Origin of the sequence: Variovorax stachyos (assembly GCF_051400855.1) — a bacterium.
Lineage (GTDB): Bacteria > Pseudomonadota > Gammaproteobacteria > Burkholderiales > Burkholderiaceae_C > Variovorax.
Genome location: NZ_JBLFFN010000001.1, coordinates 175,960 through 200,713, shown reverse-complemented (window position 1 = coordinate 200,713; position 24,754 = coordinate 175,960). Strand labels below are relative to the sequence as shown.

The 24,754-nt window shown below is 67.3% G+C and carries 25 protein-coding genes; 12 read left to right on the top strand and 13 right to left on the bottom strand.

Annotated features, from left to right (window positions below; genetic code table 11):
* Positions 1-14: 14 nt before the first annotated feature.
* The gene (locus tag ACMGEZ_RS00990) at positions 15-1,535 is read left to right on the top strand and encodes an alpha-amylase family glycosyl hydrolase (RefSeq protein WP_436820375.1); all 1,521 of its coding nucleotides are present in this window, start codon (positions 15-17) and stop codon (positions 1,533-1,535) included.
* Here the strand turns inward: ACMGEZ_RS00990 and ACMGEZ_RS00985 are convergent.
* From ACMGEZ_RS00985 to ACMGEZ_RS00975, 3 genes are all read right to left on the bottom strand, one after another.
* Positions 1,513-1,998 (bottom strand): DoxX family protein, encoded by a 486-nt coding sequence (locus tag ACMGEZ_RS00985; RefSeq protein WP_436820801.1) that lies wholly within the window; start codon positions 1,996-1,998, stop codon positions 1,513-1,515. The two genes, ACMGEZ_RS00990 and ACMGEZ_RS00985, sit on opposite strands and share 23 nt — an antisense overlap.
* Positions 1,999-2,381: 383 nt before the next feature.
* On the bottom strand, positions 2,382-3,236 hold the full coding sequence (locus ACMGEZ_RS00980; protein WP_436820374.1) for an alpha/beta fold hydrolase: 855 nt from the start codon (positions 3,234-3,236) through the stop codon (positions 2,382-2,384).
* A gap of 33 nt (positions 3,237-3,269) precedes the next feature.
* Positions 3,270-4,247, bottom strand: a complete 978-nt coding sequence (locus ACMGEZ_RS00975; RefSeq protein WP_436820373.1) for a Bug family tripartite tricarboxylate transporter substrate binding protein — start codon at positions 4,245-4,247, stop codon at positions 3,270-3,272.
* A gap of 131 nt (positions 4,248-4,378) precedes the next feature.
* Between ACMGEZ_RS00975 and ACMGEZ_RS00970 the strand changes: the two genes are divergently transcribed.
* The 9 genes from ACMGEZ_RS00970 (at position 4,379) to ACMGEZ_RS00930 (ending at position 14,709) form a co-directional block, all read left to right on the top strand.
* Positions 4,379-5,362 (top strand): LysR family transcriptional regulator, encoded by a 984-nt coding sequence (locus ACMGEZ_RS00970; RefSeq protein ID WP_436820372.1) that lies wholly within the window; start codon positions 4,379-4,381, stop codon positions 5,360-5,362.
* 203 nt (positions 5,363-5,565) lie between these two features.
* The gene (locus tag ACMGEZ_RS00965) at positions 5,566-6,513 is read left to right on the top strand and encodes a MurR/RpiR family transcriptional regulator (protein ID WP_436820371.1); all 948 of its coding nucleotides are present in this window, start codon (positions 5,566-5,568) and stop codon (positions 6,511-6,513) included.
* Positions 6,510-7,466 carry an isoaspartyl peptidase/L-asparaginase family protein gene (locus ACMGEZ_RS00960; protein ID WP_436820370.1) on the top strand — a complete coding sequence of 319 codons (957 nt, stop codon included), beginning with the start codon at positions 6,510-6,512 and terminating at the stop codon, positions 7,464-7,466. Before ACMGEZ_RS00965 ends, ACMGEZ_RS00960 begins: the two co-directional genes overlap by 4 nt.
* The gene (locus tag ACMGEZ_RS00955; protein ID WP_436820369.1) at positions 7,463-9,364 is read left to right on the top strand and encodes a dipeptide ABC transporter ATP-binding protein; all 1,902 of its coding nucleotides are present in this window, start codon (positions 7,463-7,465) and stop codon (positions 9,362-9,364) included. The genes ACMGEZ_RS00960 and ACMGEZ_RS00955 overlap by 4 nt, the downstream gene beginning before the upstream one ends.
* 42 nt (positions 9,365-9,406) lie before the next feature.
* Positions 9,407-10,942 carry a glutathione ABC transporter substrate-binding protein GsiB gene (gene gsiB / locus ACMGEZ_RS00950; protein ID WP_436820368.1) on the top strand — a complete coding sequence of 512 codons (1,536 nt, stop codon included), beginning with the start codon at positions 9,407-9,409 and terminating at the stop codon, positions 10,940-10,942.
* A gap of 19 nt (positions 10,943-10,961) precedes the next feature.
* Positions 10,962-11,882 (top strand): glutathione ABC transporter permease GsiC, encoded by a 921-nt coding sequence (gene gsiC, locus ACMGEZ_RS00945; protein ID WP_436820367.1) that lies wholly within the window; start codon positions 10,962-10,964, stop codon positions 11,880-11,882.
* A 54-nt stretch (positions 11,883-11,936) separates the two neighbouring features.
* A complete protein-coding gene (gene gsiD / locus ACMGEZ_RS00940; RefSeq protein WP_436820800.1) occupies positions 11,937-12,812 on the top strand; it encodes a glutathione ABC transporter permease GsiD in 876 nt (291 codons plus the stop codon).
* Between the two features lie 2 nt (positions 12,813-12,814).
* Positions 12,815-13,852 (top strand): DmpA family aminopeptidase, encoded by a 1,038-nt coding sequence (locus tag ACMGEZ_RS00935; protein ID WP_436820366.1) that lies wholly within the window; start codon positions 12,815-12,817, stop codon positions 13,850-13,852.
* Positions 13,853-13,890: 38 nt separating this feature from the next.
* Positions 13,891-14,709: a M55 family metallopeptidase gene (locus tag ACMGEZ_RS00930; RefSeq protein WP_436820365.1), complete on the top strand. Its 819-nt coding sequence runs from the start codon at positions 13,891-13,893 to the stop codon at positions 14,707-14,709.
* Between the two features lie 74 nt (positions 14,710-14,783).
* Here the strand turns inward: ACMGEZ_RS00930 and ACMGEZ_RS00925 are convergent, their stop codons facing one another.
* Positions 14,784-15,680 carry a LysR family transcriptional regulator gene (locus tag ACMGEZ_RS00925; RefSeq protein ID WP_436820364.1) on the bottom strand — a complete coding sequence of 299 codons (897 nt, stop codon included), beginning with the start codon at positions 15,678-15,680 and terminating at the stop codon, positions 14,784-14,786.
* Positions 15,681-15,831: 151 nt separating this feature from the next.
* On the opposite strand from ACMGEZ_RS00925, the gene ACMGEZ_RS00920 reads away from it, so the two are divergent.
* Positions 15,832-16,500, top strand: a complete 669-nt coding sequence (locus ACMGEZ_RS00920; protein WP_436820363.1) for a hydrolase — start codon at positions 15,832-15,834, stop codon at positions 16,498-16,500.
* Between the two features lie 76 nt (positions 16,501-16,576).
* On the opposite strand, the gene ACMGEZ_RS00915 is transcribed toward ACMGEZ_RS00920, so the two are convergent.
* Positions 16,577-16,861, bottom strand: a complete 285-nt coding sequence (locus tag ACMGEZ_RS00915) for a hypothetical protein (protein WP_436820362.1) — start codon at positions 16,859-16,861, stop codon at positions 16,577-16,579.
* 258 nt (positions 16,862-17,119) lie between these two features.
* A complete protein-coding gene (locus ACMGEZ_RS00910; RefSeq protein ID WP_436820361.1) occupies positions 17,120-17,359 on the bottom strand; it encodes an RHS repeat domain-containing protein in 240 nt (79 codons plus the stop codon).
* Positions 17,360-17,721: 362 nt separating this feature from the next.
* Between ACMGEZ_RS00910 and ACMGEZ_RS00905 the strand changes: the two genes are divergently transcribed.
* On the top strand, positions 17,722-18,435 hold the full coding sequence (locus ACMGEZ_RS00905; protein ID WP_436820360.1) for an autoinducer binding domain-containing protein: 714 nt from the start codon (positions 17,722-17,724) through the stop codon (positions 18,433-18,435).
* A gap of 78 nt (positions 18,436-18,513) precedes the next feature.
* Here ACMGEZ_RS00905 and ACMGEZ_RS00900 read toward each other — a convergent pair whose 3' ends face one another.
* From ACMGEZ_RS00900 to ACMGEZ_RS00870, 7 genes are all read right to left on the bottom strand, one after another.
* Complete coding sequence (locus ACMGEZ_RS00900) at positions 18,514-18,786, bottom strand: hypothetical protein (RefSeq protein WP_436820359.1); 273 nt, start codon at positions 18,784-18,786, stop codon at positions 18,514-18,516.
* Between the two features lie 224 nt (positions 18,787-19,010).
* Positions 19,011-20,066, bottom strand: coding sequence for a branched-chain amino acid ABC transporter permease (locus tag ACMGEZ_RS00895; RefSeq protein WP_436820358.1), 1,056 nt, complete (start codon positions 20,064-20,066; stop codon positions 19,011-19,013).
* 4 nt (positions 20,067-20,070) lie between these two features.
* On the bottom strand, positions 20,071-20,931 hold the full coding sequence (locus ACMGEZ_RS00890) for a branched-chain amino acid ABC transporter permease (RefSeq protein WP_436820357.1): 861 nt from the start codon (positions 20,929-20,931) through the stop codon (positions 20,071-20,073).
* A gap of 17 nt (positions 20,932-20,948) precedes the next feature.
* Positions 20,949-21,650, bottom strand: coding sequence for an ABC transporter ATP-binding protein (locus ACMGEZ_RS00885; protein WP_436820356.1), 702 nt, complete (start codon positions 21,648-21,650; stop codon positions 20,949-20,951).
* Entirely contained in the window at positions 21,647-22,366 is a 720-nt protein-coding gene (locus ACMGEZ_RS00880) for an ABC transporter ATP-binding protein (RefSeq protein ID WP_436820355.1), read from the bottom strand. Before ACMGEZ_RS00880 ends, ACMGEZ_RS00885 begins: the two co-directional genes overlap by 4 nt.
* Positions 22,363-23,619, bottom strand: a complete 1,257-nt coding sequence (locus tag ACMGEZ_RS00875) for an ABC transporter substrate-binding protein (RefSeq protein ID WP_436820354.1) — start codon at positions 23,617-23,619, stop codon at positions 22,363-22,365. The genes ACMGEZ_RS00880 and ACMGEZ_RS00875 overlap by 4 nt, the downstream gene beginning before the upstream one ends.
* A 42-nt stretch (positions 23,620-23,661) precedes the next feature.
* On the bottom strand, positions 23,662-24,729 hold the full coding sequence (locus tag ACMGEZ_RS00870) for a maleylacetate reductase (protein WP_436820353.1): 1,068 nt from the start codon (positions 24,727-24,729) through the stop codon (positions 23,662-23,664).
* Between the last annotated feature and the right edge of the window lie 25 nt (positions 24,730-24,754).

Sequence of the window (24,754 nt, the reverse complement as noted above, 5' to 3'; positions counted from 1 at the left end):
AGGAAAGGAGCGCCATGTCAGCCGACGCCTGGTGGAAGAATGGAATCGTCTATCAGATCTATCCCCGGTCTTTCCAGGACAGCGACGGGGATGGCATTGGCGACCTGCGCGGTATTCGGAATCGGCTCGATTACCTGATCGAGCTCGGCGTCGATGCGGTCTGGATATCGCCCATCTATCCCTCCCCGATGGCGGACTTCGGGTACGACATTTCCGTGCCCAACCACACCTCCGACCAGCATCCCTGGTTCCTGGAAAGTCGCGCCTCGCGCAACAGCCCGAAGCGCGACTGGTACCTGTGGCGGGACCCGGCCCCCGGCGGCGGGCCGCCGAACAACTGGCTCAGCAATTTCGGCGGACCGGCGTGGACCTTCGATGCGCACACCGGGCAGTACTACTGCCACTCGTTCCTGAAGGAGCAGCCCGATCTCAACTGGCGCAATCCGGAGGTGCGCGCTGCGATGTACGACGTGCTTCGCTTCTGGCTGCGCCGGGGGGTCGACGGCTTTCGCATCGACGTGCTGTACCACCTCATCAAGGACGATCAGTTCCGCGACAACCCGCCGAACCCCGACTACGTGCCCGGCGGCGATTCTGCGCACCGGCTGCTTCGGGTGTACACGACCGACCGGCCCGAGATGCAGGACATCGTCGTCGACATGCGGCGCGTGGTGGACGAGTTCAGCGATGCCGAGTCGTCGCGCGTGCTGATCGGCGAGCTCTACCTGCCGCTCGCGCGGCTGATGGCCTACTACGTGCGCACGGACGACGGCCTGCTGCAAGGCGTGCAGCTGCCCTTCAACTTTCAGCTGCTGGCCGCCAGGTGGCAGGCTGCCGAGATCGACCACATCGTGCGCAACTACGAGGCGGCGCTGCCACAGGGCGCAGCGCCCAACTGGGTGCTCGGCAATCATGACAAGCCGCGCATCGCCAGCCGCGTCGGACAGGAGAGAGCCAGGCTGGCCGCGATGCTGCTGCTGAGCTTGCGCGGCACGCCGACGCTCTACTACGGCGACGAGATCGGCATGACGGACGTGCCCATTCCGCCGGAGGAGGTGCAGGACCCTTTCGAGAAGAACGACCCCGGCAAGGGCATGGGCCGCGATCCGCAGCGCACGCCGATGCAGTGGAGCGGCAGCGCCCCCAACGCAGGCTTCACGACCGGCACGCCCTGGCTGCGGCTGGGCGGTGACTGGGAGCATCGCAATGTCGAATCGCAGGCGGGCGACCCCGCGTCGATGCTGGAGCTGTACCGCCGCCTGATCGCGCTCAGGCGGCGTGAACCCGCCCTGCACCAGGGCAGCCACGAGCCGCTCGAGGCGGGAGCCGACGTGATGGCCTACGCGAGAAGCGCCGGCACGCGGCGCTTGGTCGTGCTGCTGAACTTCAGCACGTCCGACAAGCCGGTCTCCGCAGACCTCGTGCGTGCCGGCGCGGTGGTGCTGGCGTCGACCCATGCCGATCGCAGCGGCACCGTGGCAGGCGAGCTGGTCCTCGAGCCGCTCGAAGGGGTCATCGTCTCGCAGCCTGGCTGACCGGCCACCGAGCGGCCTGCAGGACCATGGCCCAGATCCACCACAGGATGAAGAGCTGCAAGGGTGCCCGCACGAGGAGATAACTGGGCCCCCAGGCGTGACCGCCCATGGGGACGTGCTGGAGCGCCGCGTAGACGTTCGCCGGAAAGAAGGCCACCAGGACTATCGCGGCTGCCCACGCGCCTGCCAGGCGCGAGCGGCGGAAGAAGAGTGCCACGGCGATCGCGATCTCGACCACGCCTGTGAGATAGACCAGCGCTTCTCTCGCCGGAACCCAGGGCGGCAGCATTTGCACCATGGGCTCGGTCTGGAGGAAATGGCCGCTGGCGGTGAAAAGGAAAAGCAGCCCCAAGCCTGCGGCGGCCGCGGGACGCAGATCCTGCGATGGTCGATGCCGCGACACGAAGCGATAGCCAAGGTACGGCAGGACCAGGATCAAGATCATCAGTACGGGTGTCAGCATGTTCGTCACTCTTGTATGGGTGCCCGGATTCTGTGACTGCCTGCGACCCGCCGCGAGAGCCGTGCGATGAAGCGGCAGAAACTTGGAGTGAAATGCATCGCTGGCAGAGCGAGCGGCGACACCCTGCGCGCGCATCACGGGTCATGCGCCGGATAGGGCCACGCAGATCGGGGTCCGAGTTCGTCACCGCTGACGTGTTGGTCGCCCAGCGCCGAGCGACCGCTCTGGCCGAATCCAGAAGTCTAGGCAAACGTACGGCAGCTCCAGACTCCGCAGGCTTGATTGCCGCACATGCTGCAGCAAGGGCCAGCAGTGACAGCTGTCGGTGGCTCCGGGTCATGATGTCTCCTGCTGTGGAATGCAAGGCTGTGACGGACGACCACCTACGCCGCCGCCGTCGATCCGGGTTGAAACGAGGTCGACGCGCGGTCGCTGGGGATTGCGATGCGTCCAGCGATGAACTCGATGACGAGGCGATTGAACTCCTCCGGCTTCTCGAAATACGCGGAGTGCCCGGCCTGTTCGATAACAGCAACAGCGCTGTCAGGCACAAGGCCCGAGCATTCGTGCATGACGCTTGCGGGCACGAGGGGATCTTCGCTGCCCACCAAGAACAAGGTCGGGCAAGCAAGCTCGCGCAAGGCCTCGACCGGCGTTAAAGCAGCTGGCGCGAGAAGTGATGCCAGCGCATCCTGCCACTGCTCGGCGGAAATCGCTTGTGCGCTCGGATTGAAGTGATTTATCTGGGCATAGAGCGCGGCGAGCGGCGGATGCTGTTCGACAAACCACTTGCCGAGCGACCGCTGCTCGATGCTGACGGCGCGCGCCGAATGCAGCCGCTTCGAGACAAGCTCCAGCAGGGCCGGATGGTCGATGGCCATCGAACTGTCGCAGGCGACGAAGCCGGCGACGCGCGTCGGGTGTCGCAAGGCGACCCGAAGGCCGATCATTCCGCCGAGAGACTGGCCGATAACGACTGCTTGATGGACTTGTTCTGCGTCGAACAGGGCCAGGACGTCGTCGGCCATCAAGCCCAGGTCGAACTCACTAGTCGGTGCAACCGACCGCCCGAAGCACCGGATGTCCATCGTCAGGCAGCTGTAGCGGCTCGAGAAGACCGGCAGCTGCTGCCACCACGTGGCCGCGTTGGATCCGCCACCGTGCAGGAAAAGGATCGCTGGGCCGGCGCCGTGGCGCTCGTAGTAGATCCGCCGACCTGCGGACGTCAGGAAAGGCATGGTCGTCGTTCGGTGTCTGCCGACCTTGGGTAATTAGTTGGCCTTGAGTTTCAAGCTGCGCGTGAGCTGGCCCCAGCGTTCGGTATCGCCTTTTACGAGCTGGCTGTATTGGTCCGGCGTCGAGACCATGGGCGTCAGGCCCTGCGCCTCTATCTTTGCCACCACCTCGGGCTTGGCCAGGCTGGCCCGGACGGCGGCGCTGAGTTTGCTGACGATCTCCGGCGGCGTGCCTTTCGGTGCCGACAGGCCGACCCACGAAGTGACGGTGAGCTGCTTGTGCCCCAGCTCCTCGAACGTCGGCACCAGCGGAAGGTCCTTGCTGCGGTGTGCACTTGACACGGCTAGAACCTTCAGTTTGCCGGACTGGACGTGCTGCAAGGCACCGCTCTGCGGGATGACCGTTACGGGGACGATCCCCCCGAGCACGTCTTGCAAGGCAGGCGCACCGCCCTTGTAGGGGATGTGGGTCAGCGTCGTTTCGGTGGAGCGCTGCAGCAACTCCATGAGCAGGTGCCCGGTCGAGCCCTGCCCGGAGGTCGCGTAGCTGATCTTGCCGGGCTCGCGATTGGCTTGCGCGATCAGATCCGTGAACGAGGAAATCCCGGCTTGACTGTTGACCACGAGCCATTGCTCGCCGGCGCCTATGGAGGCGATGTGAGCAAAGTCGCTCACGATGTCGAAGGGGACGCGCTCGTAGATGCCTTGCGCGATCGTGTTGAGCATGCCGGTCATCGTCAGCGTGTAGCCGTCGGGCAGTGCGGTGGCCCCGGCCTGGGTGCCGATGATGTTGCCCGCACCCGGCTTGTTCTCGATCACGACCGGCTGCTTGAGCTGCAGCGCCAGATCCTGGGCCAGCGGGCGGATGGTGTTGTCGTAACCCGCGCCGGGAGGTGCGGGAACGATGATGCGCACCGGTCGCGTTGGCCAGTCATGCGACTGCGCGTGAACGGCGCTTGCTCCAGCCAAGCTGGCAAAAGCAGCCGCTGCGATATGACGCAACAGGGTCTTCATGGCACGTTGTCTCCGGTTCGCGAAGGCGCGGTGGCACCTCGTGTAGGAAGAATCTTGCTTCGAAGAGCTATCGGCCGCCAATTAAATTTTGGGGTGATGTATTAGACTGATGTATTAGACTGCCCGATATCTTGGACCACTCAGCCTCTCTCCTGCTCAACCACCTGATGGCGCGCGGGAAGTTCCGACATCTTCAAGTGCTGCTGAAGGTGGCGGAGCTGGGAAGCGTCCAGCGAGCTGCCGATGCGATAGGGCTGACCCAGTCGTCGGTCACTCAAACCCTTGCATACCTGGAACGCTTGATCGACACGCATCTTTTCGACAGGCATGCGCGGGGCGTGCGGCCGACGCCGGCCTGCGAGGGTCTCTTGCCCGTGGCGCGCAACGTGCTGCTCGCGCTGTCCGAGACCGCTGAAGTCATTGCGGCCCGACAGCGTCGGGGTCTGCGCCTGGTTCGACTCGTCGCGTCTGTTTCGGCGAGCCATGGCCTGCTCGTTGGTACCCTATCGGAGTTCGGGAAGGCCCACCCCGAGATCGCCGTGCATCTGTCGGAGGCAGAGGGAGACGATCAGCTGCTGGCGGTTGCACGCGGCGAGGCTGATTTGGTTGCTTGTCGACGGCCGGCCGTGATTCCCGAGGGCTGGTTGTTCGTCCCTTTGCTCGAAGACCGGTTCGCAGTGCTGTGTAGTGCAGGTCATCGGCTTGAAGGTAGGCGGCGGGCTGGCGCTGAGGTGCTCGCAGAACAGACGTGGCTACTGTTCCCTTCAGGCACGCCAGCGCGAGAACGCTTCGACGAGCTGACGCGCTCGTTCCCCAGTCCGCCACGCACGCACTCGGTGATCACGCGCTCGCCAACGATGGTTTCTTGGCTGCTTCGGCACGAAGAGCTGCTGGCATTCATGCCAGTCAACTTCGCGCGGCCCATGCTCGAAGCCGGCGAGCTGCACGAAATCGCGGTTGGGCCAGCACGGCCGCTGGCACCGCTGGGGCTGCTTCGTCCGTCTGCACTGCTGTCCGAAGCCGCCGAGCAGCTGAGTGCCTACCTTCAGAGTCGTTCGAGCTCCATAGCGCAGGCAATCCGCCCTAGTCGCCAGCGACATGCTGAACGGAACTGACACCGGGTCGCTAAAGCGAGATGCAGTTGCGCCGAGTTCGGGCGCCAACTCGCAACGCGCGTAGTCAGCGCCGCCGATCAGGCATGGCCCACACCTTGCTAAACCCGAGCCAATGATCGAAAATTTTCTTCCCTTGCACCACAATGTAATTTTCTTTACATGGCCCGCACCCTGATCGGGCAAGTACCCCACAGCCCCACCGCATGCCGGCTCCCCCCGCAGCCACCACCGTCGCCCAGCGCATCGCCCAGGCCTTGCCGCAGCTGACCCCCTCGCACCGCCAGGTGGCCGACTACGTGCTCGAGCGCCCGCTGCAGGTCGCCACCTTGCCCATCGACGAGCTGGCCACCGCGGCCGGGGTGTCGGTCGCCACCGCCAACCGCTTCGCCCGGGCGCTGGGCTTCGACGGCTATGCCAGCTTCCGCGCTGAGCTGGTTCGCGGCTTCGAGCCGCTGGTCGCCCCTGTCGAGCGCCTGCGCGGCAACCTCGCCCGCCCCACGACGGTCGCCGAAGTGTTCGCGATGGCGCTGGAAGAGAGCCAGGGCAATATCGGCGCGACGCGCCAGGCCCTGGACCCGGCCTCCTGCGAGGCGGCGGTCGCGCGCGTGCTCGGCGCCCGCACGGTCTTCATCGCCGGCTTCGGCGCGAGCGCCTGGCTCGCCGGGCTGTTGCACCATGGGCTGGACGCCTACTGCGCCGACGTACGCCTGCTGTCGTCGGTCAGCGGTGTCACGCACGGCGCGCGCGCCCTGACGCGCGGCGGGCCGCAGGACCTGCTGGTGGCGCTGACCTTCCCGCGCTACCTGACCGACACCGTGGCCCTGACCGGCCTCGCGCGCAGCCAGGGCGTCGGCGTGCTGGCCCTCACCGACCGGCCCAGCTCGCCCATCGCGCCGCTGGCCGACGTCGCCCTCTACGCGCAGACCGAAACCCGCTATCGTCCCAATTGCGAGACCAGCGTGCTGGCGCTGATCGAGGCCCTGACCAGTGCGGTGGCCCTGCGCGCCCCGCAGGCATACCAGGCCGCGAGCAAGGTGGTCCATGCCGTAATGCCCTGGCTGCACGGCGCGCAGGACCTGCATGCGAGCCCGCCGAAGATCAAGCAAAGGCCCGCGCCGAGTGCGCTCGCCGGAAAGAAGAAGACCCGATGAAAACGACCCCCGTCATTGCCATCCATGGCGGCGCCGGCACGATCAGCGCCGCGGCGCTGGACGCCGGCGCGGCGCAGGCCTACCACGACGCGTTGCGCTCCATCGTGCAAGCCGGCCAGGCGCTGCTGCTGGGCGGCGCCTCCGCGCTCGACGCGGTCTGCCTCGCCGTCGAGATGCTGGAGGACTGTCCCCTCTTCAATGCCGGCCATGGCGCGGTCTTCACGCACGCCGGCACGCACGAGCTCGACGCGGCAGTGATGAACGGCGCCGATCTGCGCGCCGGTGCAGTGGCCTGCGTGAGCCGCATCCGGCGCCCGGTACGCGCCGCCCGCGCGGTGATGGAAGACGGCGCCCATGTGCTGCTGGCCGGCGCCGGTGCCGAGGCGTTCGCGCGCGAACGCGGACTGGAGATGGTGGACCCCTCCTGGTTCTCCACCGAGGCGCGTCGCGCGCAGCTGGAGCGGGCTCAGGCCGCCGGCCGGGTCGCGCTCGACCACGATGGCACCGCGAACGCCACCGCGCCGCTGGACGAGGGCCGCAAGTTCGGCACGGTCGGCGCGGTCGCGCTCGACCTGCAGGGCCACCTCGCGGCCGCCACCTCCACCGGCGGCATGACGAACAAGCGGGTCGGCCGCGTCGGCGATTCGCCGCTGATCGGCGCCGGCACCTATGCCGACGACAAGCGCGCCGCCGTGTCCTGCACCGGCAGCGGCGAGATGTTCATCCGCGCTGCGGCCGCCTACGATGTCTGCGCGCGCATGCGCTATGCGGGCCAGTCGCTGGCGCAGGCCGCGCAGGCGGTGGTGATGCAGTCGCTGCCGTCGATCGGCGGCAGCGGCGGACTGATCGCGGTCGATCGCAACGGCAACGTCTGCATGCCCTTCAACACCGATGGCATGTACCGCGGCCACGCCCGCGGCAACGAGGCGCCGCAGACGGCCATTCATCGATGAGCTCGGTCACCCTGCCCTCTTCCGCGGCCGGCACTGCCATGCTGCCAATACCTGAGCAGCGCGTGCTCGAGGTGGACGGCCTCACCGTGCGCTTCTCGACCTCGGAGCGCACGGTCGACGCGGTGCGCAAGCTGAGCTTCCACGTCGACCGCGGCGAGACGCTCGCCATCGTCGGCGAGTCGGGCTCGGGCAAGTCCGTCACCTCGCTCGCGCTGATGCGGCTCGTCGAATACGGCGGCGGCCGCATCCCCGAGGGCCGCATGGCCTTCCGGCGCCGCGACGGCCGCGTGCTCGACCTGGCCAAGGCCACCGACGCCACCATGCGCGGCATCCGCGGCGCCGACATCGCGATGATCTTCCAGGAGCCGATGACTTCGCTGAACCCGGTGTTCACCGCCGGCGACCAGATCGCCGAAGCCATCGCCATCCACCAGGGCAAGGACCGCGCTGCATCGCGCGCGGAGGCGCTGCGCATGCTGGAGCTGGTGCGCATCCCCGAGGCGCGCAGCGTGCTGCAGCGCTACCCGCACCAGCTCTCCGGCGGCATGCGCCAGCGCGTGATGATCGCGATGGCGCTGTCGTGCCGGCCCTCGCTGCTGATCGCCGACGAGCCCACCACGGCGCTCGACGTCACCATCCAGGCGCAGATCCTGCAGCTCATCCGCGAGCTGCAGGCCGAGATGCAAATGGGCGTGGTCTTCATCACCCACGACATGGGCGTGGTGGCCGAGGTGGCCGACCGGGTGCTCGTGATGTACCGCGGCGACAAGGCCGAGGCCGGCCCGTCGGAGCAGATCTTCGCGGCCCCGAAGCACCCGTACACGCGCGCGCTGCTCTCCGCCGTGCCGCAGCTGGGCGCGATGCGCGGCACCGAGCTGCCGGCGCGCTTCGAGCTGCTGCAGGTCGATGCGGCCGGCGTGAGCGTGAGCGACCGCAGCCCGCAGGACACGGTACGCCGCGACCTGCCGCCGATCCTGCACGTGAAGAACCTGGTGACGCGCTTCGACCTGAAGAGCGGGCTGTTCGGCCGCGTCACGCGGCGGGTGCATGCGGTGGAAGGCATCAGCTTCGACCTGCATGCCGGCGAGACGCTCGCGCTGGTGGGCGAGTCGGGCTGCGGCAAGTCGACCACCGGCCGCTCGCTGCTGCGCCTGGTCGACAGCCAGGGCGGCGAGATCGAGTTCAAGGGCCGCAACGTGCTGGCGCTGCCGCAGGGCGAGCTGCAGGCGCTGCGGCGCGACATCCAGTTCATCTTCCAGGACCCTTTCGCCTCGCTGGACCCGCGCCTCACGGTGGGCTTCTCGATCATGGAGCCGCTGCTGGTGCACCGCGTCGCCAAGGGCGCCGAGGCACACGCGCGCGTGCGCTGGCTGCTGGAGAAGGTGGGCCTGCCGGCTGACTACGCGCAGCGCTACCCGCACGAGTTCTCCGGCGGCCAGCGCCAGCGCATCGCCATCGCCCGCGCCCTCGCGCTCGACCCCAAGGTGGTGGTGGCGGACGAGTCGGTGTCGGCGCTGGATGTGTCGATCCAGGCGCAGATCGTCAACCTCATGCTCGACCTCCAGCGCGAGCTGGGCGTGGCCTTCCTCTTCATCTCGCACGACATGGCGGTGGTGGAGCGCATCAGCCACCGCGTGGCCGTGATGTACCTTGGCCAGATCGTCGAGATCGGCCCCCGGCGCGCCATCTTCGAGAACCCGCAGCACGACTACACGAAGCGGCTGATGGCCGCGGTGCCGGTGGCCGACCCGGCCCGGCGCACGCAGAAGCGCCCGCTGCTGCAGGGCGAGGTGCCGAGCCCGGTGCACCCGGTGGGCTACGAGCCCACGGTGGCACCGCTGGTCGAAGTCGGCCCGGGGCACTTCGTGGCGCGGCATGCGATCGCCGGCGCTTTCTGATCCAGTTTTTTTCCTACCCAGCGACGTCAAAGGAGTCTTCGCATGAACAAGCGTCTTACCCGAATCGCAGCCGCCCTCGCGCTGGCCGGTCTCGCCATGTCGGCGCAGGCGGCCAAGGACGTGGTCGTGGCCGTGCAGTCCAACTTCACGACCACCGACCCCTACGATGCCAACGACACGCTCTCGCAGGCGGTGGCCAAGTCCTTCTACCAGGGCCTCTACGGCTTCGACAAGGACATGAAGATGGTGCCGGTGCTGGCCACCGGCCACACCGTGAGCAACGACGGGCTGGTCTACACCGTCAAGCTGCGCACCGGCATCCAGTTCCATGACGGCACGCCCTTCAACGCCGAAGCCGTGAAGGCGACCTTCGACCGCGTGACCAACCCCGAGAACAAGCTCAAGCGCTACAACCTCTACAAGAACATCGCCAAGACCGAGGTGGTCGATGCGAGCACGGTGCGCTTCACGCTCAGCGAGCCTTTCTCGCCCTTCATCAACAACCTGGCGCACCCTTCGGCCGTGATCATCTCGCCGGCGGCGCTCGCCAAGTTCGGCAGCAAGGGCATCGCGCAGAACCCGGTGGGCACCGGCCCCTTCAAGTTCGTCGAGTGGAAGGCCACCGACTACATGAAGGTGGCCAAGTTCGACGGCTACTGGAAGAAGGGCTACCCGAAGGTCGACACCATCACCTTCCGCCCGGTGGTCGACAACAACACGCGCGCCGCGATGATGCAGACCAACGAGGCGCACTTCGCCTTCCCGATGCCGTACGAAGCGGCCGAGACCCTGAAGGCCAAGCCCAGCCTCGAAGTGATCAGCGCGCCGTCGATCATCCAGCGCTACATCTCGATGAACGTGCAGCACAAGCCCTTCGACAACCCGAAGGTGCGACAGGCCATCAACTACGCGATCAACAAGGAGGCGCTGGCCAAGGTGGCCTTCTCCGGCTATGCCATTCCGGCAGAAGGCGTGCTGCCCAAGGGCATCGAAGGCGCCGCCAAGCTCGGCCCCTGGCCCTACAACCCGGCAAAGGCGCGCGAGCTGCTGAAGGAAGCCGGCTACCCGAACGGCTTCGAGAGCACGCTCTGGTCGGCCTACAACTACACGACCGCGCAGAAGGTGATCCAGTTCGTGCAGCAGCAGCTGGCGCAGGTCGGCATCAAGGTGCAGGTGCAGGCGCTGGAGGCGGGCCAGCGTGTCGAGCGCGTCGAGAGCGCGCAAGACCCGGCCACCGCGCCGGTGCGCATGTACTACGTGGGCTGGTCCTCCTCCACCGGCGAGGCCGACTGGGCAATGCGCCCGCTGCTGGCGTCCGAGTCGTTCCCGCCGCGCCTCTTCAACACCGCGTACTACAAGAACGAGCAGGTCGATGCCGACATCAAGAAGGCGCTGGTGACCACCGACCCGGCCGCGAAGGCCAAGATCTACGCCGACGCGCAAAAGCGCATCTGGGACGACGCGCCCTGGGCCTTCCTCGTCACCGAGCAACTGCTGTCGGTGCGGGCGCGCAACCTGAGCGGCTTCTACGTGATCCCGGACGGCAGCTTCAACTTCGACGAAGTCGAGCTGAAGTGATCCTGCAAGCGGCAAATCCATGACCCAGTACGTCCTGAAGCGCCTGCTGGGTTTGCTGCCCACGCTGCTGATCGTGGCGGTGCTGGTGTTCCTGTTCGTCCACATGCTGCCCGGCGACCCGGCGCGGCTGGCGGCCGGGCCGGACGCCAGCCCCGAGACGGTGGCGCTGGTGCGCGCGGACCTCGGCCTCGACAAGCCGATGCCGCAGCAGTTCCTCAACTTCTTCACGAACATGCTGCAGGGCGACTTCGGCCGCTCGCTGCGTTCGAAGCGGCCGGTGTCCACCGAGATCGCCGAGCGCTTCATGCCCACGCTGCTGCTCACCGTCACCAGCATGGCCTGGGCGGTGGTCTTCGGCATGGCGATCGGCATCACCTCCGCCGTCTACCGCAACGAGTGGCCCGACCGGCTCGGCATGACGCTGGCGGTCTCGGGCATTTCCTTTCCGGCCTTCGCGCTCGGCATGCTGCTGATGCAGATCTTCTCGGTGCAGCTCGGCTGGCTGCCGACGGTGGGCGCCGATTCCTGGCGCCACTACATCCTGCCCTCGATCACGCTGGGCGCCGCGGTAGCGGCGGTGATGGCGCGCTTCACCCGCGCCTCCTTCGTGGAGGTGATCCAGGAAGATTTCGTGCGCACCGCGCGGGCCAAGGGCGTGTCGGAGAAGTGGGTGGTGCTCAAGCACTGCCTGCGCAACGCGCTGATCCCGGTGGTCACGATGATGGGGCTGCAGTTCGGCTTTCTGCTGGGCGGCTCGATCGTGGTCGAGGCGGTATTCAACTGGCCGGGCCTCGGGCGCCTGCTGGTTGACGCGGTCGACATGCGCGACTACCCGGTCATCCAGACGTTGGTGCTGCTGTTCTCGCTCGAGTTCATCCTGATCAACCTGGTGGTGGATGTGCTGTACGGCTTCATCAACCCCACCATCCGCTACAAGTGACAGGCGATGAGCACACCTCCCGCTGAACCCGTTCCCGCCGTGGCCGAGCAGCCCATGGCCGAGATCGCCGCATCCGCGCGCGTGCGCACGCCGTGGACGGAGTTCTGGCGCAAGTTCCGCATGCAGCATGTCGCGATGGGCGCCGGCATCTTCGTGCTGCTGCTGGTGGCCGTGGCCATCCTCGCGCCCTGGATCGTGCCTTACGACGCCGAGAACTTCTTCGACTACGACAAGCTCAACACCGGCCCCTCGGCGGCCCACTGGTTCGGCGTCGACCCACTCGGCCGCGACATCTTCAGCCGCATCCTGATGGGCGCGCGCATCTCGCTGGCGACGGGCTTCCTGTCGGTGGTGCTGGGCGCCATCGCCGGCACCCTGCTGGGCCTGCTGGCCGGCTACTACGGTGGCTGGTGGGATCGCATCGTGATGCGCATCTCCGACGTGCTCTTCGCCTTCCCCGGCATCCTGCTGGCGCTGGGCGTCGTCGCCATTCTCGGAAGCAGCATGACCAACGTGGTGGTGGCCGTCTCGGTGTTCAGCGTGCCGGCCTTCGCGCGGCTGGTGCGCGGCAACACGCTGGCGCTGAAGAACCTCACCTACATCGAGGCCACGCGCAGCATCGGCGCGAGCGACCGCACCATCCTGCTGCGCCACATCCTGCCGGGCACCATCTCCTCCATCGTCGTGTACTTCACGATGCGGCTGGGCACTTCGATCATCACGGCGGCCAGCCTCAGCTTCCTCGGCATGGGCGCGCAGCCGCCGATGCCGGAATGGGGCGCGATGCTGAACGAGGCGCGCGCGGACATGGTCAACGCGCCGCACGTGGCGCTGTTTCCGTCGCTGGCGATCTTCTTCACGGTGCTGGCCTTCAACCTGCTGGGCGACGGCCTGCGCGACGCACTCGATCCCAAGATCGACCGGCTGTAGCCATGGCGCCTGCCGTTCCACGCATCGGCGCCCTGCCCTCCGGGCGCCGGGATGCCATCACCGACGTGGCCGGCGTCACGGTCGGGCATTGCACGCTCGACGAGGGGGAGGTGCAGACCGGGGTGACGGTGGTGTGCCCGCATGCGGGCGACCCATACCTGCAGCGCGTGCCGGCTGGCGTCGCGGTGCTCAACGGCTTCGGCAAGAGCGTGGGGCTGCTGCAGGTGGAGGAACTGGGCGTGCTCGAGACGCCGATCGCGCTGACCAACACCTTCTCGGTGCCGGCCGTGGCCGAAGCGCAGATCCGCGACTGCATCGCTGCGAACCCCGAATGCGGGCGCAGTCTGCCCAGCGTCAATCCGCTGGTCTTCGAGTGCAACGACGGCTTCCTCAACGACATGCAGCGCATGGCCGTGCGCGGGCACCATTACCTGCAGGCCAGGGCCGCGGCCGGCGAGGAGGTCGTGCAGGGTTCGGTCGGCGCGGGCCGGGGCATGTCCAGCTTCGCGCTCAAGGGCGGCATCGGGACGGCTTCGCGCCGCGTGCCGGCACCCGGGGCCGGGCTGTACACCGTGGGCGCGCTGGTGCTAGCCAACTACGGCCTGCTGCCCAACCTGGTGATCGCCGGGCGTGCGGTCGGTACGCGTCTGGCGAAGCAACTGGCCGCCGCGATGCCGGCAGCCGAGCCCGAGAAGGGCTCGATCATCATGCTGATCGCCACCGACGCGCCGCTCGATGCCCGCCAGTTGCGCCGCCTGGCGCTGCGCGCCGGCGCGGGCCTGGCGCGCACCGGCTCGGTCTTCGGCCACGGCAGCGGAGACATCGCGCTGGCGTTTTCCACCGCCTACACGCTGCCGCAGCGGCCCGAGCAGCCGATGCCAGCCGTCGCGATGCTGCACGACGCCCTGCTCGACGGCCTGTTCCAGGCCACCGCCGACAGCGTGGAGCAAGCCATCCTGCATGCGCTGTGGCACGCGGAGTCCATCACCGGGCGCGACGGCCATGTGCGCCCGGCCCTCACCGAACTGCTGCGCGACTAGCCTTCCGACGCCTTCGCCCCACCCGACGATCCCCACCCATGAAAATCCTGATCTCCGTCGACATCGAAGGCGTGGCCGGCGTCTTCCATTCCCAGCAGGTTCGCGCCGGCAATCCCGAATACGAGCGTGCGCGGCGGTTGATGACCGATGAGGCGAACGCCGCCATCGCGGGTGCATTCGACGGCGGCGCCGGCGAGGTATGGGTGAACGACTCGCACGGCGACTTCCACAACATGCCGCCGGACCTGCTCGATGCGCGCGCGCAGGTGATCCAGGGCAAGCCGCGCTATCTGAGCATGGTGGCGGGCGTCGAGCTCGGCGTAGATGGTGTCTGCATGATCGGCTATCACTCGCGCGCCGGCGGCGCGGGCATCCTGGCGCACACCATCAACAGCTTCGCCTTCGCGGGCATCGAGATCGGCGGCCAGGCACTGGGCGAAGCCGGACTCTACGGCGCGCTGGCGGGCGAGTACGGCGTGCCGGTGCTGATGGCCAGCGGCGACGACGTCTTCATTGCGGAGAACCGGGCGCTCTTCCCGCACGCGACCTTCGTGCAGACCAAGCGCGCCACCGGGCAGACCAGTGGCGTTTCGCTGTCTCCGGCCAAGTCTTGCGCCGCGATCCGCGAAGGCGTGGCGGCGGCCCTGGCCGGGCGCGCGCAGGCGCGCCCGCTGCTGCTCGCCAAGCCGCTGGCCGTCACCCTGCGCACCCAGACGCCCGCCCTGGCCGACCTGTTCTGCCAGTGGCCGGCCTTCGAGCGCAGCGCGCCGACCGAGCTTCGCTTCGACGCGCCTTCGGTGGAAGCGGCGGTGCGCATGCTCAACTGCTGCTCGGCGATGTCGGCGATGCTGCGCTGACGCCGCCGGTGGTGGCGATGGCGGCGGTTGCGCTTCACCCTGGCGCTCGCCAACTCTCGCAGTCGATTCACCACTCAGACAGGTGCAGCTCCGGCAGGGTGCGGAGACCGATCGCAATATTCGATCAGGAGGTCGGTGAGGACCCGTATCTTCCGTGTGGGATGCTGACCTGGCGGTCGGATGACATAGGCACCTGCCGGGGGTGGTGGATGACGTGTCATGACCGGCACGAGTGCCCCGGAGGCCACATATTCATGGGTGAGCCAATCGGGCAGGTAAGCAATCCCGAGTCCTGCAGTGGCAGCGGAGACTAAAGCAGTGCCGTTGTCGGCCTTGAAGCGCCCCTGCGGACGAACCGTGATGATCTTGTCGCCATCCATGAGTTGCCAGGTCTCGGTTCCCTGCATGAGGGCCTGATGGGCGACGAGCTCCTCCGGTGTCTCGGGCGACCCATGCGCCTTGATATAGCCCGGACTCGCGACGAGCTTCCCATGGATCGGGCCGATGCGTCTTGCAATCAAGTTGGAGTCCTGAAGATAACCAACCCGTATCGCACAGTCGTAACCCTCCGCGATGAGATCAACGAAGCGGTCGCTGTAGCAGGTCTGGATGTGAAGCCGAGGGTGGCGTCGTGCCATTTCCGCAAGTATGGGAGCGAAGTGAGTCGGGCCCAAAGAAAACGGCGCAGCAACCCGCAAGCGGCCGCGAAGGTCACCGGCGGGCAGGATCGTTTCCCTGGCCACGTCGATCTCGGCGCAGACCCTGGCGGCATAGTCCCGAAACGTGGCCCCGGCTTCAGTGAGAGCAGCCCCGCGGGTGGATCGCGCAAGCAACTGGACACCAAGTTCCGCTTCAAGCCGAAAGAGACGACGACTGACGATCGACTTGGACACGCCGAGCCGGAGTGCAGCAGACGAAACCCCCCCGGCATCGGCAACTTCCACGAATGTCTGCAGCTCTTCGATGTCCAACTCAGTGTTCCCCATTTGGCGACACAGCTCGCCGCAGGATGGTACTACCGGATCAAATAAGGGAACAACACAATCCTGCTTTCGGGCAACGTCGCCGCCGGCGCATGTTCCCGAAAACCAATCCCCCTCCAACGCAACCAAGGATGTGCCAATGACTTTTCGTAACGGCCTTGCTTCGCTTCTTCGCCCCGAAGACTCGGTCCTCGTTCTGATTGATCACCAGCCCTATCAGCTCGCGAACTTGAACAGCCACGATCCGCAAGCTGTGGTCAACTCCACGACCGCGCTGGCGAAGCTGGCAAAAGCCTTCAACGTTCCGACCATTCTCACCAGCGTGATCGCGGCGCGCGGTGGATTTCTCTTCAAGCAGATCACCGACGTATTTCCGGACCAGGAAGTCATCGATCGCACCTGGGTGAACACCTGGCAGGACGAGAATGTGGTGAACGTCGTCAAGGCGACCGGCCGCAAGCAGCTGATCATCGCCGGCTTGTGGACCGAGGTCTGCGTCGCGATGCCTGTCATCCAGGCCGCCGGCGAAGGCTGGGACGTGACCGTGATCACCGACGCGTCTGGCGGGATTTCGAAGGAGTCTCACGAAGTTGCCATCCAGCGAATGATCGCGGCCGGCGCAAACGTGATGACCGTGATGGCGCTCGCTGGCGAATGGCAACGCGATTGGGCGCGCACCGAGCATGTCGAGGAGCTGACCGAGATTCTCATCCAGCACTTCAGCGGCAGCGGCATCGCGTACCTGTGGGAGCAGCAGCTGCTCAACACGCCTGTGCCGAGCAACGCAGGACGATCTGAGCGGGGATGACTACGATCGCAGCCTGACCCACTCTCACGCGACCGACGTTCGTCACGTCAAGGGTATGTTGCCCGCACGCTTGCGGTCAGTCGCTCCCGTCGTAGACGAAGTGCCAGTCGCGATAGCTTCGCGATGCAGCCCCGTTCGCGATTACGCCGTCGGGGCTGCGCAGCCGCAGGGGTGCCTTCACCGATCGGCTCGCCACGCCGCGGATGCCGCCCTGCGGCGCGATCAACAGCGTGAACGGCTGCGAAGTCAGCGGATCGGGATCGAGCCGCCGCAGGTATCGGTGCACCACCAGGTGGCGCGGGTCCTTCAGCAGATCGTCGAGCCGGCTCGGGTACTTGCGCTGGCCGCTGGCGAAGCTCAATGGACTGCCCGAGCCCCCGGACTCGGAGGAGCGCTGACTGACGTTGGCCTTGGCAACAGGAACGCCGAGGGCAACGGCAGGCGGTGCAGCCTCGCGCAACGCCTCCCTGGATCTGTGCAGCAGCGCTACCGCCTGCAAGCGATGTGGCAACGGCCACGGCAACGGCGCACGCGCGCGCGAGCTTGGACATGAGAACTCCCTGAGGTTTTTATTGGAGAACTGGCTGCACGCATCGGGCGTGCAGCGGGAACCGGCGCGCTACGACGAGGTGGCCGCGACAGAGGTGCGATTGCCAGCGGCGTCGTAGCTGTAGGTGATGGTGGTGGTGCTGCTGCCGTCGCTGTAGACCGCACTGGCCAGGCGGCCCAGCGCGTCATAGCTGTAGCTCACCGAACCGGCAGAGGCCGCGAGAGCGACGGTGCACAGGCAAGCGGCGAGAACTGCGCGGCACAGGATCCGGGATGCACACGCTGGCAACGCAGCGGTCTTCTTGTTCATTTGGGAAGCTCTCTGTTTTTGGTGCCGCGGACTGTAGTCGAGCAGAGAGCAAGCAAAACTCGCTTTTTGTCGCGCAATCTTCATGCGCAATCACCCGGGGACGAACTACCAGATCGGCACTTGATCCCGATACAACTTCCGTCTGAATTGCATGGACGCCCCCGCCTCGGTATCTTCGCGCCACCAAAAAACAGGGAGAACCTGAACGACGGCTGGCTCTGGCCCGCGGTCGTTCCTTGTCATGCGAATCGCTTGCACGCACAGGCCACGAAGACGTGACACATCGCCCTCGACGGGCGCACCATCAGCCGGTCGAACTGTCCCGCTTCCTTCCATCGATCAGCAAATGCATGAGGCTCGTTGTGCAGACATGGGCCGATGACCTCATGGCGGCATTCGATCGCTCCTGCGACGAAGAACAGATATTCGCGCTGGTGCTCGCCGAGGCCAACCAGTTGGGCTTCGAGCATTGCGCATACGGCTTGCGCGCGCCACTGCCGCTCACCAATCCCAAGGTCGTCATGCTGAACAACTATCCGCCAGCATGGCGCCGCCGCTACGAGCAAGCCGGCTACCTGGCCCTCGACCCCGTGGTGCGGCACGCGCGACACAGCCGCACGCCAATCATCTGGAGCGACGCGCTGTTCGCCGAGGTCCCCACCATGTGGGCAGAAGCGCGCTCATTCGGTCTGTGCCATGGATGGGCCCAATCGAGCCTGGACAGTCACGGCGTCGGCGGGATGCTCACGCTGTCGCGATCGACGCCGCCGCTCACCGCGAATGAACTGCACGCGAAAGAGGTGCGCATGCGATGGCTGGCCCATGCCTCCCACCTGGCGTTCTCCCGTGTGCTCGTCCCGCGAATGAACCAGTCGCCCGAGACGCCGCTGACGGAACGCGAGATCGAGATCCTCAGGTGGACGGCCGACGGAAAGACCACCCAGGAGACCTCGCGCATCCTCCGGATCTCGATCGACACGGTGAACTATCACGTGAAGAACGCCATTTCCAAGCTGCGGTCGGCCAACAAGACCGCCGCCACTGTGCGGGCGGCAATGCTGGGCCTGCTGGGCTGATGCGCAACGCGCGCCCAATCAGGACTCGGGGTGCCACCTCATTGCACGAACATCAGGATCAGGACTCGGGGTGCCACCTCATTGCACGAACATCAGGGCCAGCCGCTGCGCGGCATGCTCTGCATCGCCCAGCGCGTCGTCGGCGGTGCTGCGCAGCTCGGCGCAGACGTGGACGACGCGTTCCTGCGAGGCCTCGCGGATCTTCACCACGCCCGACCAGCCCCGCTGGTGCCGTTCGCAATCCAGCAGCATGGTCTGGCCGTGCGCCTGCGCGAAGACGTCGAGGCGCTGGCGCCGTCTTGCGGGCCGGCGCCAGATGCGGAAGCAGGAGCTCAACAGGGTGGTGATCATGGCGGGCCTCGGTGAGGGCAGTCAGGACATTGAACGCCCGCGAGCCGGCGCGCGGAAGTGCCGGAAGTCACGCCGCGCCCGCGGAACGCATGGAAGCCGGCAAAGCGTGCAAAAAAGCACGGCATTCAGTGGCCTGCCTGCGACATGTCCACCACGCGCCTCGGTCGTACGTAGAGGCGCCCCCAGCAGCCGGGGCCCAGAGGCGAAGGTGAACGAGGCCTGCCTCAGGGCTCTGGACGCTTCTCCGCCACCGCGCCCGCCAACACCCGCTGCGTCGGAAACAGCGACCACCCCCAGCGCTGCTGCGCATAACCCCACAGCCCTTGCTTGAAGAAGATCGTCACCACGATCGCCAGCAGCCCCAGGCCCAGCAGGTACCAGGTCCCGTAGTCGCTCAGGAACTTGTTGAGCGCCCAGAAAATCAGCGCCCCCACGAGCGGCCCCTCGATGCGGCCGATGCCGCCGATCACCACCATGAAGATGGCGAAGGCGGTCCAGTTCACGCTGAAGGCCGCATCGGGGCTGATGCGCAGGTTGCCGACGAAGTAGAGCGCGCCCGCCAGGCCCGCGCCGAACGCCGCGACCACGTACACCGCGAGCTTCATGCGCATCACCGGGATGCCCTGCGACTCGGCGGCCACCTCGTTGTCGCGGATGGCAAGCAGGGCCAGGCCGCGCTTGCTGCGCAGGAACAGGTAGACCAGCGCGACGGCCGCCACCACGCAGGCCAGCGCCATCCAGTAGGTGACGCTCTCGCGCGTCGCCTTCTCGATGCCGCGCAGCGCGGTGAGCGTGGTCCCCGATCCGCCACCCACGGCCGACACGTTGGCGAAGCTGAGCCGAAACACCTCCGCAATGACCCAGGTGCCGATGGCGAAGTAGCCGCCCGAGAGCCGGAAGGCGACGAAGGACACCGGCACCGCGACCAGCGCCGCGGCCAGCGCGCCCAGGGGAATGGCGATGAAGGGATTCACGCCCGCGAAGTTGCCCAGCATGAGCATCACGTAGCCGCCGACGCCGAAGAAGGCCTGCTGCCCGATGCTGACCATGCCGCCGTAGCCGGCGAGCAGGTTCCACATGATCGCGAAGATGAGATAGCAGGCGATCTCGACGAACTCGCGCATCCAGCTCGATTCGCCCCAGAAGGGCAGGCTTGCGGCGAGCAAGGCGAGCGCGACAGCGAAGCCGAGCGCGGCACGGCTGGCGGCCGTGCTGCGCTCCACGTCGAAAGCCGCAGGCGTAGTTCTGGAGGTTGCAGCCAGGGGCGGGTTCCGGGTCATGACATCAGCCTCGTGTCTTGGGAAACAGCCCCTGCGGCCGGAGCACCAGCACGATCAGGAACACGATGTGCCCGACCCAGATGCCCCAACCGGGGTCGAGCCTGAAGCCGATCTGCTGCGTGATGCCAAGAATCATCGCGCCGGCCAGCGTGCCCCAGAAGGAGCCCATGCCGCCGATGATCACGGCCTCGAAGGCGAACAGCAGCAGCAGCGGCCCATCCGAAGGCGAGACCGTGGTGCGCATGCCCTGCAGCGCGCCGGCCACGGCGATCAGCACGAAGGCGATGGCCGTGGCCAAGGCATAGACCTTTTTCGCGTCCAGCCCCATCAGCTCGGCGATCTCGCGGTCGTCCGACACGGCGCGGAACGAGCGCCCGAGCGCAGTGCGCGCGAACAGCCATTGCAGGCTCGCGGTGGCCGCGACCGCGATGGCGAGGATGACCAGCGGCAGCACGCCCACAGACAGCGCGTCGCCGATCGCCAGCCCGCGTGTGTTGAGCCCGCCGGTCTCGATCGATCGCGGGTCGGCCGAGAACAGTTCCAGCAGCAGGTTCTGGATCACGATCGAGAGCCCGAAGGTCACTACCAGCGAGGGCAGCGGATCCTTGCCCAGCGTGCCGTTGAGCACGTAGCGCTGCAGCGCGTAGCCGAAGCCGAAGGCCAGCGGCAGCACCGCCAGCGCCACCGCAAAGGGCGCCCCGCCCGCCAGCGTGGTGCCGGCGACCACGGCAAAGGCGCCGAGGATGATGAAGTCGCCTTGCGCGGTGTTGGTCAGGCGCATGACGCCGAACATCAGCGACTGGCCCAGGGCGAAGAGCGTGTAGAGGCCGCCGAGGAGGATGCCCTGGAGGACGGTTTCGATCATGGTGCCGCTCCTTGCCGCTAGACGCCGAAGTACGCCTGCGAGATCTGCTCGCGGGTGAGCGCGTCGGAGCGGCCGGTGAGCGAGACGCGCCCCTCCTGCAGGCAATAGATGCGCTGCGACACGCGCTGGGCCATGGTCACGTCCTGCTCGACGATCGCCACCGTCATGCCCTCGCCGGTGATCGCGGGCATGGCGGCGTAGATCTCGCGGATCACGATCGGCGCCAGGCCCAGCGAGAGCTCGTCGCACAGCAGCAGCTCGGGGTTGCTCATCAGCGCGCGGCCGAGCGCGACCATCTGCTGCTGGCCGCCCGACAACGCAGTGCCGGGGTCGTGGCGCTTCTCGGCGAGGATGGGGAACAAGCCGTAGAGCCGCTGCAGGTTCCACGGGCCCTTGCGGCCGGCAAGGCCGCCGATCAGCAGGTTCTCCTCGACGCTGAGACTGGGGAAGAGGCGGCGGCCCTCCGGCACCATCGCGAGCCCGCGCTTGACGATCTCGCCGGGCGGCAGGCTGCCGATGGACTCTCCCTTAAAGCGCACCGCCTCGCGCGGCGCGCGCACCAGGCCCGTCAGGCACTTGAGCAGCGTGGATTTGCCCGCGCCGTTCGCACCGATGATCGCGACCAGCTCGCCCTGGGCCAGCGAGACGTCGACGCCGAACAAGGCCTGCGCGTCGCCGTAGAAGGCCTGGAGGGCGTGGGCCTCGAGCAACGCGCTCATGCTTCCACCCCCATATAGACACGGCGCACCTCCGCATCGCCCATCACCGCCCGCGGCTCTCCCTCCGCCAGCTTCTGCCCGAAGTTGATGACGAACAGCCGATCTGCCAGCGACAGCAGCGCATGCACCACGTGCTCGATCCAGATCATGGTCACGCCCCGCGCCTTGATGCGCTTCAGCTCATCCACCAGCTGCCTTGCCTCGGGCTCGGTCAGGCCGCCTGCGATCTCGTCCAGCAGCAGCAGCTTGGGCCGCGTCGCGAGCGCGCGCGCCAGCTCGAGGCGCTTGCGGTCCAGCAGCGTCAGCCCGCCGGCCGGCTTGTTGGCATGCGCCATCAGTCCCGTCTCGGCCAGGACCTCGTGCGCGGTCTGCCACGCTTCGCGCTCGCGCTGGCCGCCGCCGAAGCAGGCGGCCGTGACCAGGTTCTCGAACACGCTCATGTTCCCGAAAGGCTGCGGCACCTGGTAGCTGCGGCCGATGCCGGCATGGCAGCGCTGGTGCGGCTTGAGGCTGGTGACGTCGCGCCCTTCGTATTCCACCCGCCCGGCATCGACGCGCACGTCGCCCGAGATCAGGTTGAACAGCGTGGTCTTGCCCGCGCCGTTCGGCCCGAGGATGCCCAGCGTCTCGCCCTCGGCCACCGCGAGCGTGATGTCGTCGGTGACCTTGAGCGCGCCGTAGGACTTGCGCACGCCATGCAGCGCGAGAAGGCTCATGACAGCAGCTGCAGCTTGCCGGGGGCCGGGATGTTCTTCGCGGCCTCGTTGTTGACGATGGTCAGCTCGACCTTGTACTTCTGGCCCTTGTTCCACTGGCCCAGCACCAGCGGCGTCTTGCTGACGTTCTTGAACGGGCCCTGGCCACCCCACTTCACCGGGCCGACCGCCGTGTCGAGCGAAGTCGCCGCGACCGCGTCGCGCACGTCGCCGGCCTTCGTCGACTTGGCCCGCGAGAGCGCATTCGCCGCCACCTCGAACAGCGCATGCGCGAAGCCGATGGGCTGCGTCCACTGCTTCTTCGCGCCGGCCTCGTAGGCCTCGGCCAGCGCCTTGGCGCTCTGCTTCGTCAGGCTGGACGTGAAGGGATGCGAAGGGCTCCACCACACCTCGGTAGAGAGGCCGTGGCCCAGCTCGCCCAGTGCCTCGATCGCTCCGGGGAACAGCAGCGCCTTGCCCAGCGTGATGACCTTCGGCCTGAAGCCCTGTTGCCGCGCCTGCGTGAGGAAGGTCTTGGCATCGGGCGGGATCACCACGCCGGTCACGATCTCGACGTTGTCGCGCTTGAAGGCCGCAATCTGCGCGCTGAAGTCCTGCGTGCCGTTCTGGAAGCGGCCCGGGTCGGTGAGCGTGAAGCCCATCTGCGCCAGGGGCTTGGGGAAGCCGAGCTCCTTGTCGCCCCAGGCGTTGCCGTCGCCGTCGTTGGGAAAGAGCCCGCCCACCTTCTTGTTGGTGCTGACGGTCTTCCAGCCGTTGGTGAAGTTGGCGATGACGTCCTCCAGCCCCCAGAACAGGTGGTAGGTCCAGGCGAAGCCCTTGGCCGGGTCGCCCTTGCGGCCGAAGAACCAGGGCTGCCACGGCACCACGCTGGAGACGCAGGGCACCTCGTTGAGTTCGCAGGCGTCGCTCACCGGGTTGGCGGTCTCGGGCGTGCCGGCGGTCAGCACCAGCGCCACCTTGTCCTTGAGGATCAGGTCGTTGGCCACCTCGCCGGCGCGGTTGGGATTGGACTGGCTGTCCTTGAGCACGATCTGCACCGCGTACTTCTTGCCGCCGACGTTGATGCCGTCCTTGAAGGCGGTCTTCATCTGGTCGATGACCCACCTGTCGGCTTCGCCGAAGGGCGCGAGCGGGCCGGTCTGTGGCGAGACATAGCCGATCTTGAGCGTGTCGGCGGCGAACACCAGCGGCGCCGCGCCGCCGGCGGCCAGGGCGGCGGCGGCCTGGGTGAACTGCCTGCGATTGAGGGTCATGGTTGTCTCCTTCTTCGTTGTCTACCTGCACAGAACCGGTTCTCAGCCGGGCGGCGCGCCCACGTAGGCGCGCTGCAGCAGCGCACGGATCGCATCGCGCTCGGCCGGGCCGAAGGGGCGCGGGTTGCAGTAAGGGTTGCTCACCGCGAGCTCGGCGGCGCGGTCCAGGTCGGCTTCCTTCATGCCGATGTCCTTCAGCGCGATGGCCGCGCCGTTGTCGCGTGCCAGGGCCTGCAGGCCTTCGGCTGCGTTCGCGGTGCCGAGCGCTCGTGCAATGCGCTGCATCGCCCGCGGCGCCGCTTCGGCATTGAAGGCAATCGCATGCGGCAGCACCACCGTGTGCACCTCTGCATGCGGCAGGTTGAAGCTGCCACCCAGCGTGTGGCACAGCTTGTGGTGCAGCGCCATGCCCACGTTGCCCAGCACGGTGCCGCACAGCCAGGCGCCGTACAGCGCATCGGACCTCGCCTCGAGGTCCTCGGGGCTGCGGCGGATCGCCGGCAGCGCGCGCGCGATCGCGGCGATGCCCTCTTCGGCCATCAGATCCATCACCGGGTTGCTGTCCTGCGCATACAAGCCCTCGGCGGCGTGCGCGATGGCGTTGATGCCGCTGGTCACGGAGAGCCCCACGGGCAGGCTGCGCGAGAGTTCGGGGTCGTAGATCACGGTGCGCGGCAGCACCCGCGGGTCCTTGCCGGTCTTCTTCAGGCCGGCCTCGGTCAGGCCGTAGATGGGCGTCATCTCGCTGCCGGCATAGGTGGTGGGAATGGCCAGGATCGGCAGGCCCGAGTCGAGCGCGATCGCCTTGCCCAGGCCGGTGGTGGAGCCGCCGCCGATGGCCACGGCGCAGTCGGCGCCGAGCTTGCGCGCGACCTCGCGGGCCTCGCGCGCGGTCTCGATCGGCACGTGCATGACGGCGCGATCGAAGACGCCCGCAGCCTGCGGGCCGAGCAGCTCCGCCACGCGCTCGGCCTGCCCGCGCTGCTCGGGCGTGGACAGCACCAGCGCACGACGCGCGCCCAGCGCCTCGATCTCGCGGCCCAGGTGTGCGAGGCTGCCGGCGCCGAAGACCACGCGTTGCGGCTGGCTGGTGTAGATGAAGTCGCGCATCGTCGTTGCCTCTGTTTGCTTGCTG

Excerpts from the sequence above, each read along its gene's own strand:
- ACMGEZ_RS00990 (WP_436820375.1), top strand. The coding sequence starts at position 15 with ATGTCAGCCGACGCCTGGTGGAAGAATGGAATCGTCTATCAGATCTAT.
- ACMGEZ_RS00985 (WP_436820801.1), bottom strand. The coding sequence starts at position 1,998 with ATGCTGACACCCGTACTGATGATCTTGATCCTGGTCCTGCCGTACCTT.
- ACMGEZ_RS00980 (WP_436820374.1), bottom strand. The coding sequence starts at position 3,236 with ATGCCTTTCCTGACGTCCGCAGGTCGGCGGATCTACTACGAGCGCCAC.
- ACMGEZ_RS00975 (WP_436820373.1), bottom strand. The coding sequence starts at position 4,247 with ATGAAGACCCTGTTGCGTCATATCGCAGCGGCTGCTTTTGCCAGCTTG.
- ACMGEZ_RS00965 (WP_436820371.1), top strand. The coding sequence starts at position 5,566 with ATGCCGGCTCCCCCCGCAGCCACCACCGTCGCCCAGCGCATCGCCCAG.
- ACMGEZ_RS00960 (WP_436820370.1), top strand. The coding sequence starts at position 6,510 with ATGAAAACGACCCCCGTCATTGCCATCCATGGCGGCGCCGGCACGATC.
- ACMGEZ_RS00955 (WP_436820369.1), top strand. The coding sequence starts at position 7,463 with ATGAGCTCGGTCACCCTGCCCTCTTCCGCGGCCGGCACTGCCATGCTG.
- gsiB (WP_436820368.1), top strand. The coding sequence starts at position 9,407 with ATGAACAAGCGTCTTACCCGAATCGCAGCCGCCCTCGCGCTGGCCGGT.
- gsiC (WP_436820367.1), top strand. The coding sequence starts at position 10,962 with ATGACCCAGTACGTCCTGAAGCGCCTGCTGGGTTTGCTGCCCACGCTG.
- gsiD (WP_436820800.1), top strand. The coding sequence starts at position 11,937 with ATGGCCGAGATCGCCGCATCCGCGCGCGTGCGCACGCCGTGGACGGAG.
- ACMGEZ_RS00935 (WP_436820366.1), top strand. The coding sequence starts at position 12,815 with ATGGCGCCTGCCGTTCCACGCATCGGCGCCCTGCCCTCCGGGCGCCGG.
- ACMGEZ_RS00930 (WP_436820365.1), top strand. The coding sequence starts at position 13,891 with ATGAAAATCCTGATCTCCGTCGACATCGAAGGCGTGGCCGGCGTCTTC.
- ACMGEZ_RS00920 (WP_436820363.1), top strand. The coding sequence starts at position 15,832 with ATGACTTTTCGTAACGGCCTTGCTTCGCTTCTTCGCCCCGAAGACTCG.
- ACMGEZ_RS00910 (WP_436820361.1), bottom strand. The coding sequence starts at position 17,359 with ATGAACAAGAAGACCGCTGCGTTGCCAGCGTGTGCATCCCGGATCCTG.
- ACMGEZ_RS00900 (WP_436820359.1), bottom strand. The coding sequence starts at position 18,786 with ATGATCACCACCCTGTTGAGCTCCTGCTTCCGCATCTGGCGCCGGCCC.
- ACMGEZ_RS00895 (WP_436820358.1), bottom strand. The coding sequence starts at position 20,066 with ATGACCCGGAACCCGCCCCTGGCTGCAACCTCCAGAACTACGCCTGCG.
- ACMGEZ_RS00890 (WP_436820357.1), bottom strand. The coding sequence starts at position 20,931 with ATGATCGAAACCGTCCTCCAGGGCATCCTCCTCGGCGGCCTCTACACG.
- ACMGEZ_RS00885 (WP_436820356.1), bottom strand. The coding sequence starts at position 21,650 with ATGAGCGCGTTGCTCGAGGCCCACGCCCTCCAGGCCTTCTACGGCGAC.
- ACMGEZ_RS00880 (WP_436820355.1), bottom strand. The coding sequence starts at position 22,366 with ATGAGCCTTCTCGCGCTGCATGGCGTGCGCAAGTCCTACGGCGCGCTC.
- ACMGEZ_RS00875 (WP_436820354.1), bottom strand. The coding sequence starts at position 23,619 with ATGACCCTCAATCGCAGGCAGTTCACCCAGGCCGCCGCCGCCCTGGCC.
- ACMGEZ_RS00870 (WP_436820353.1), bottom strand. The coding sequence starts at position 24,729 with ATGCGCGACTTCATCTACACCAGCCAGCCGCAACGCGTGGTCTTCGGC.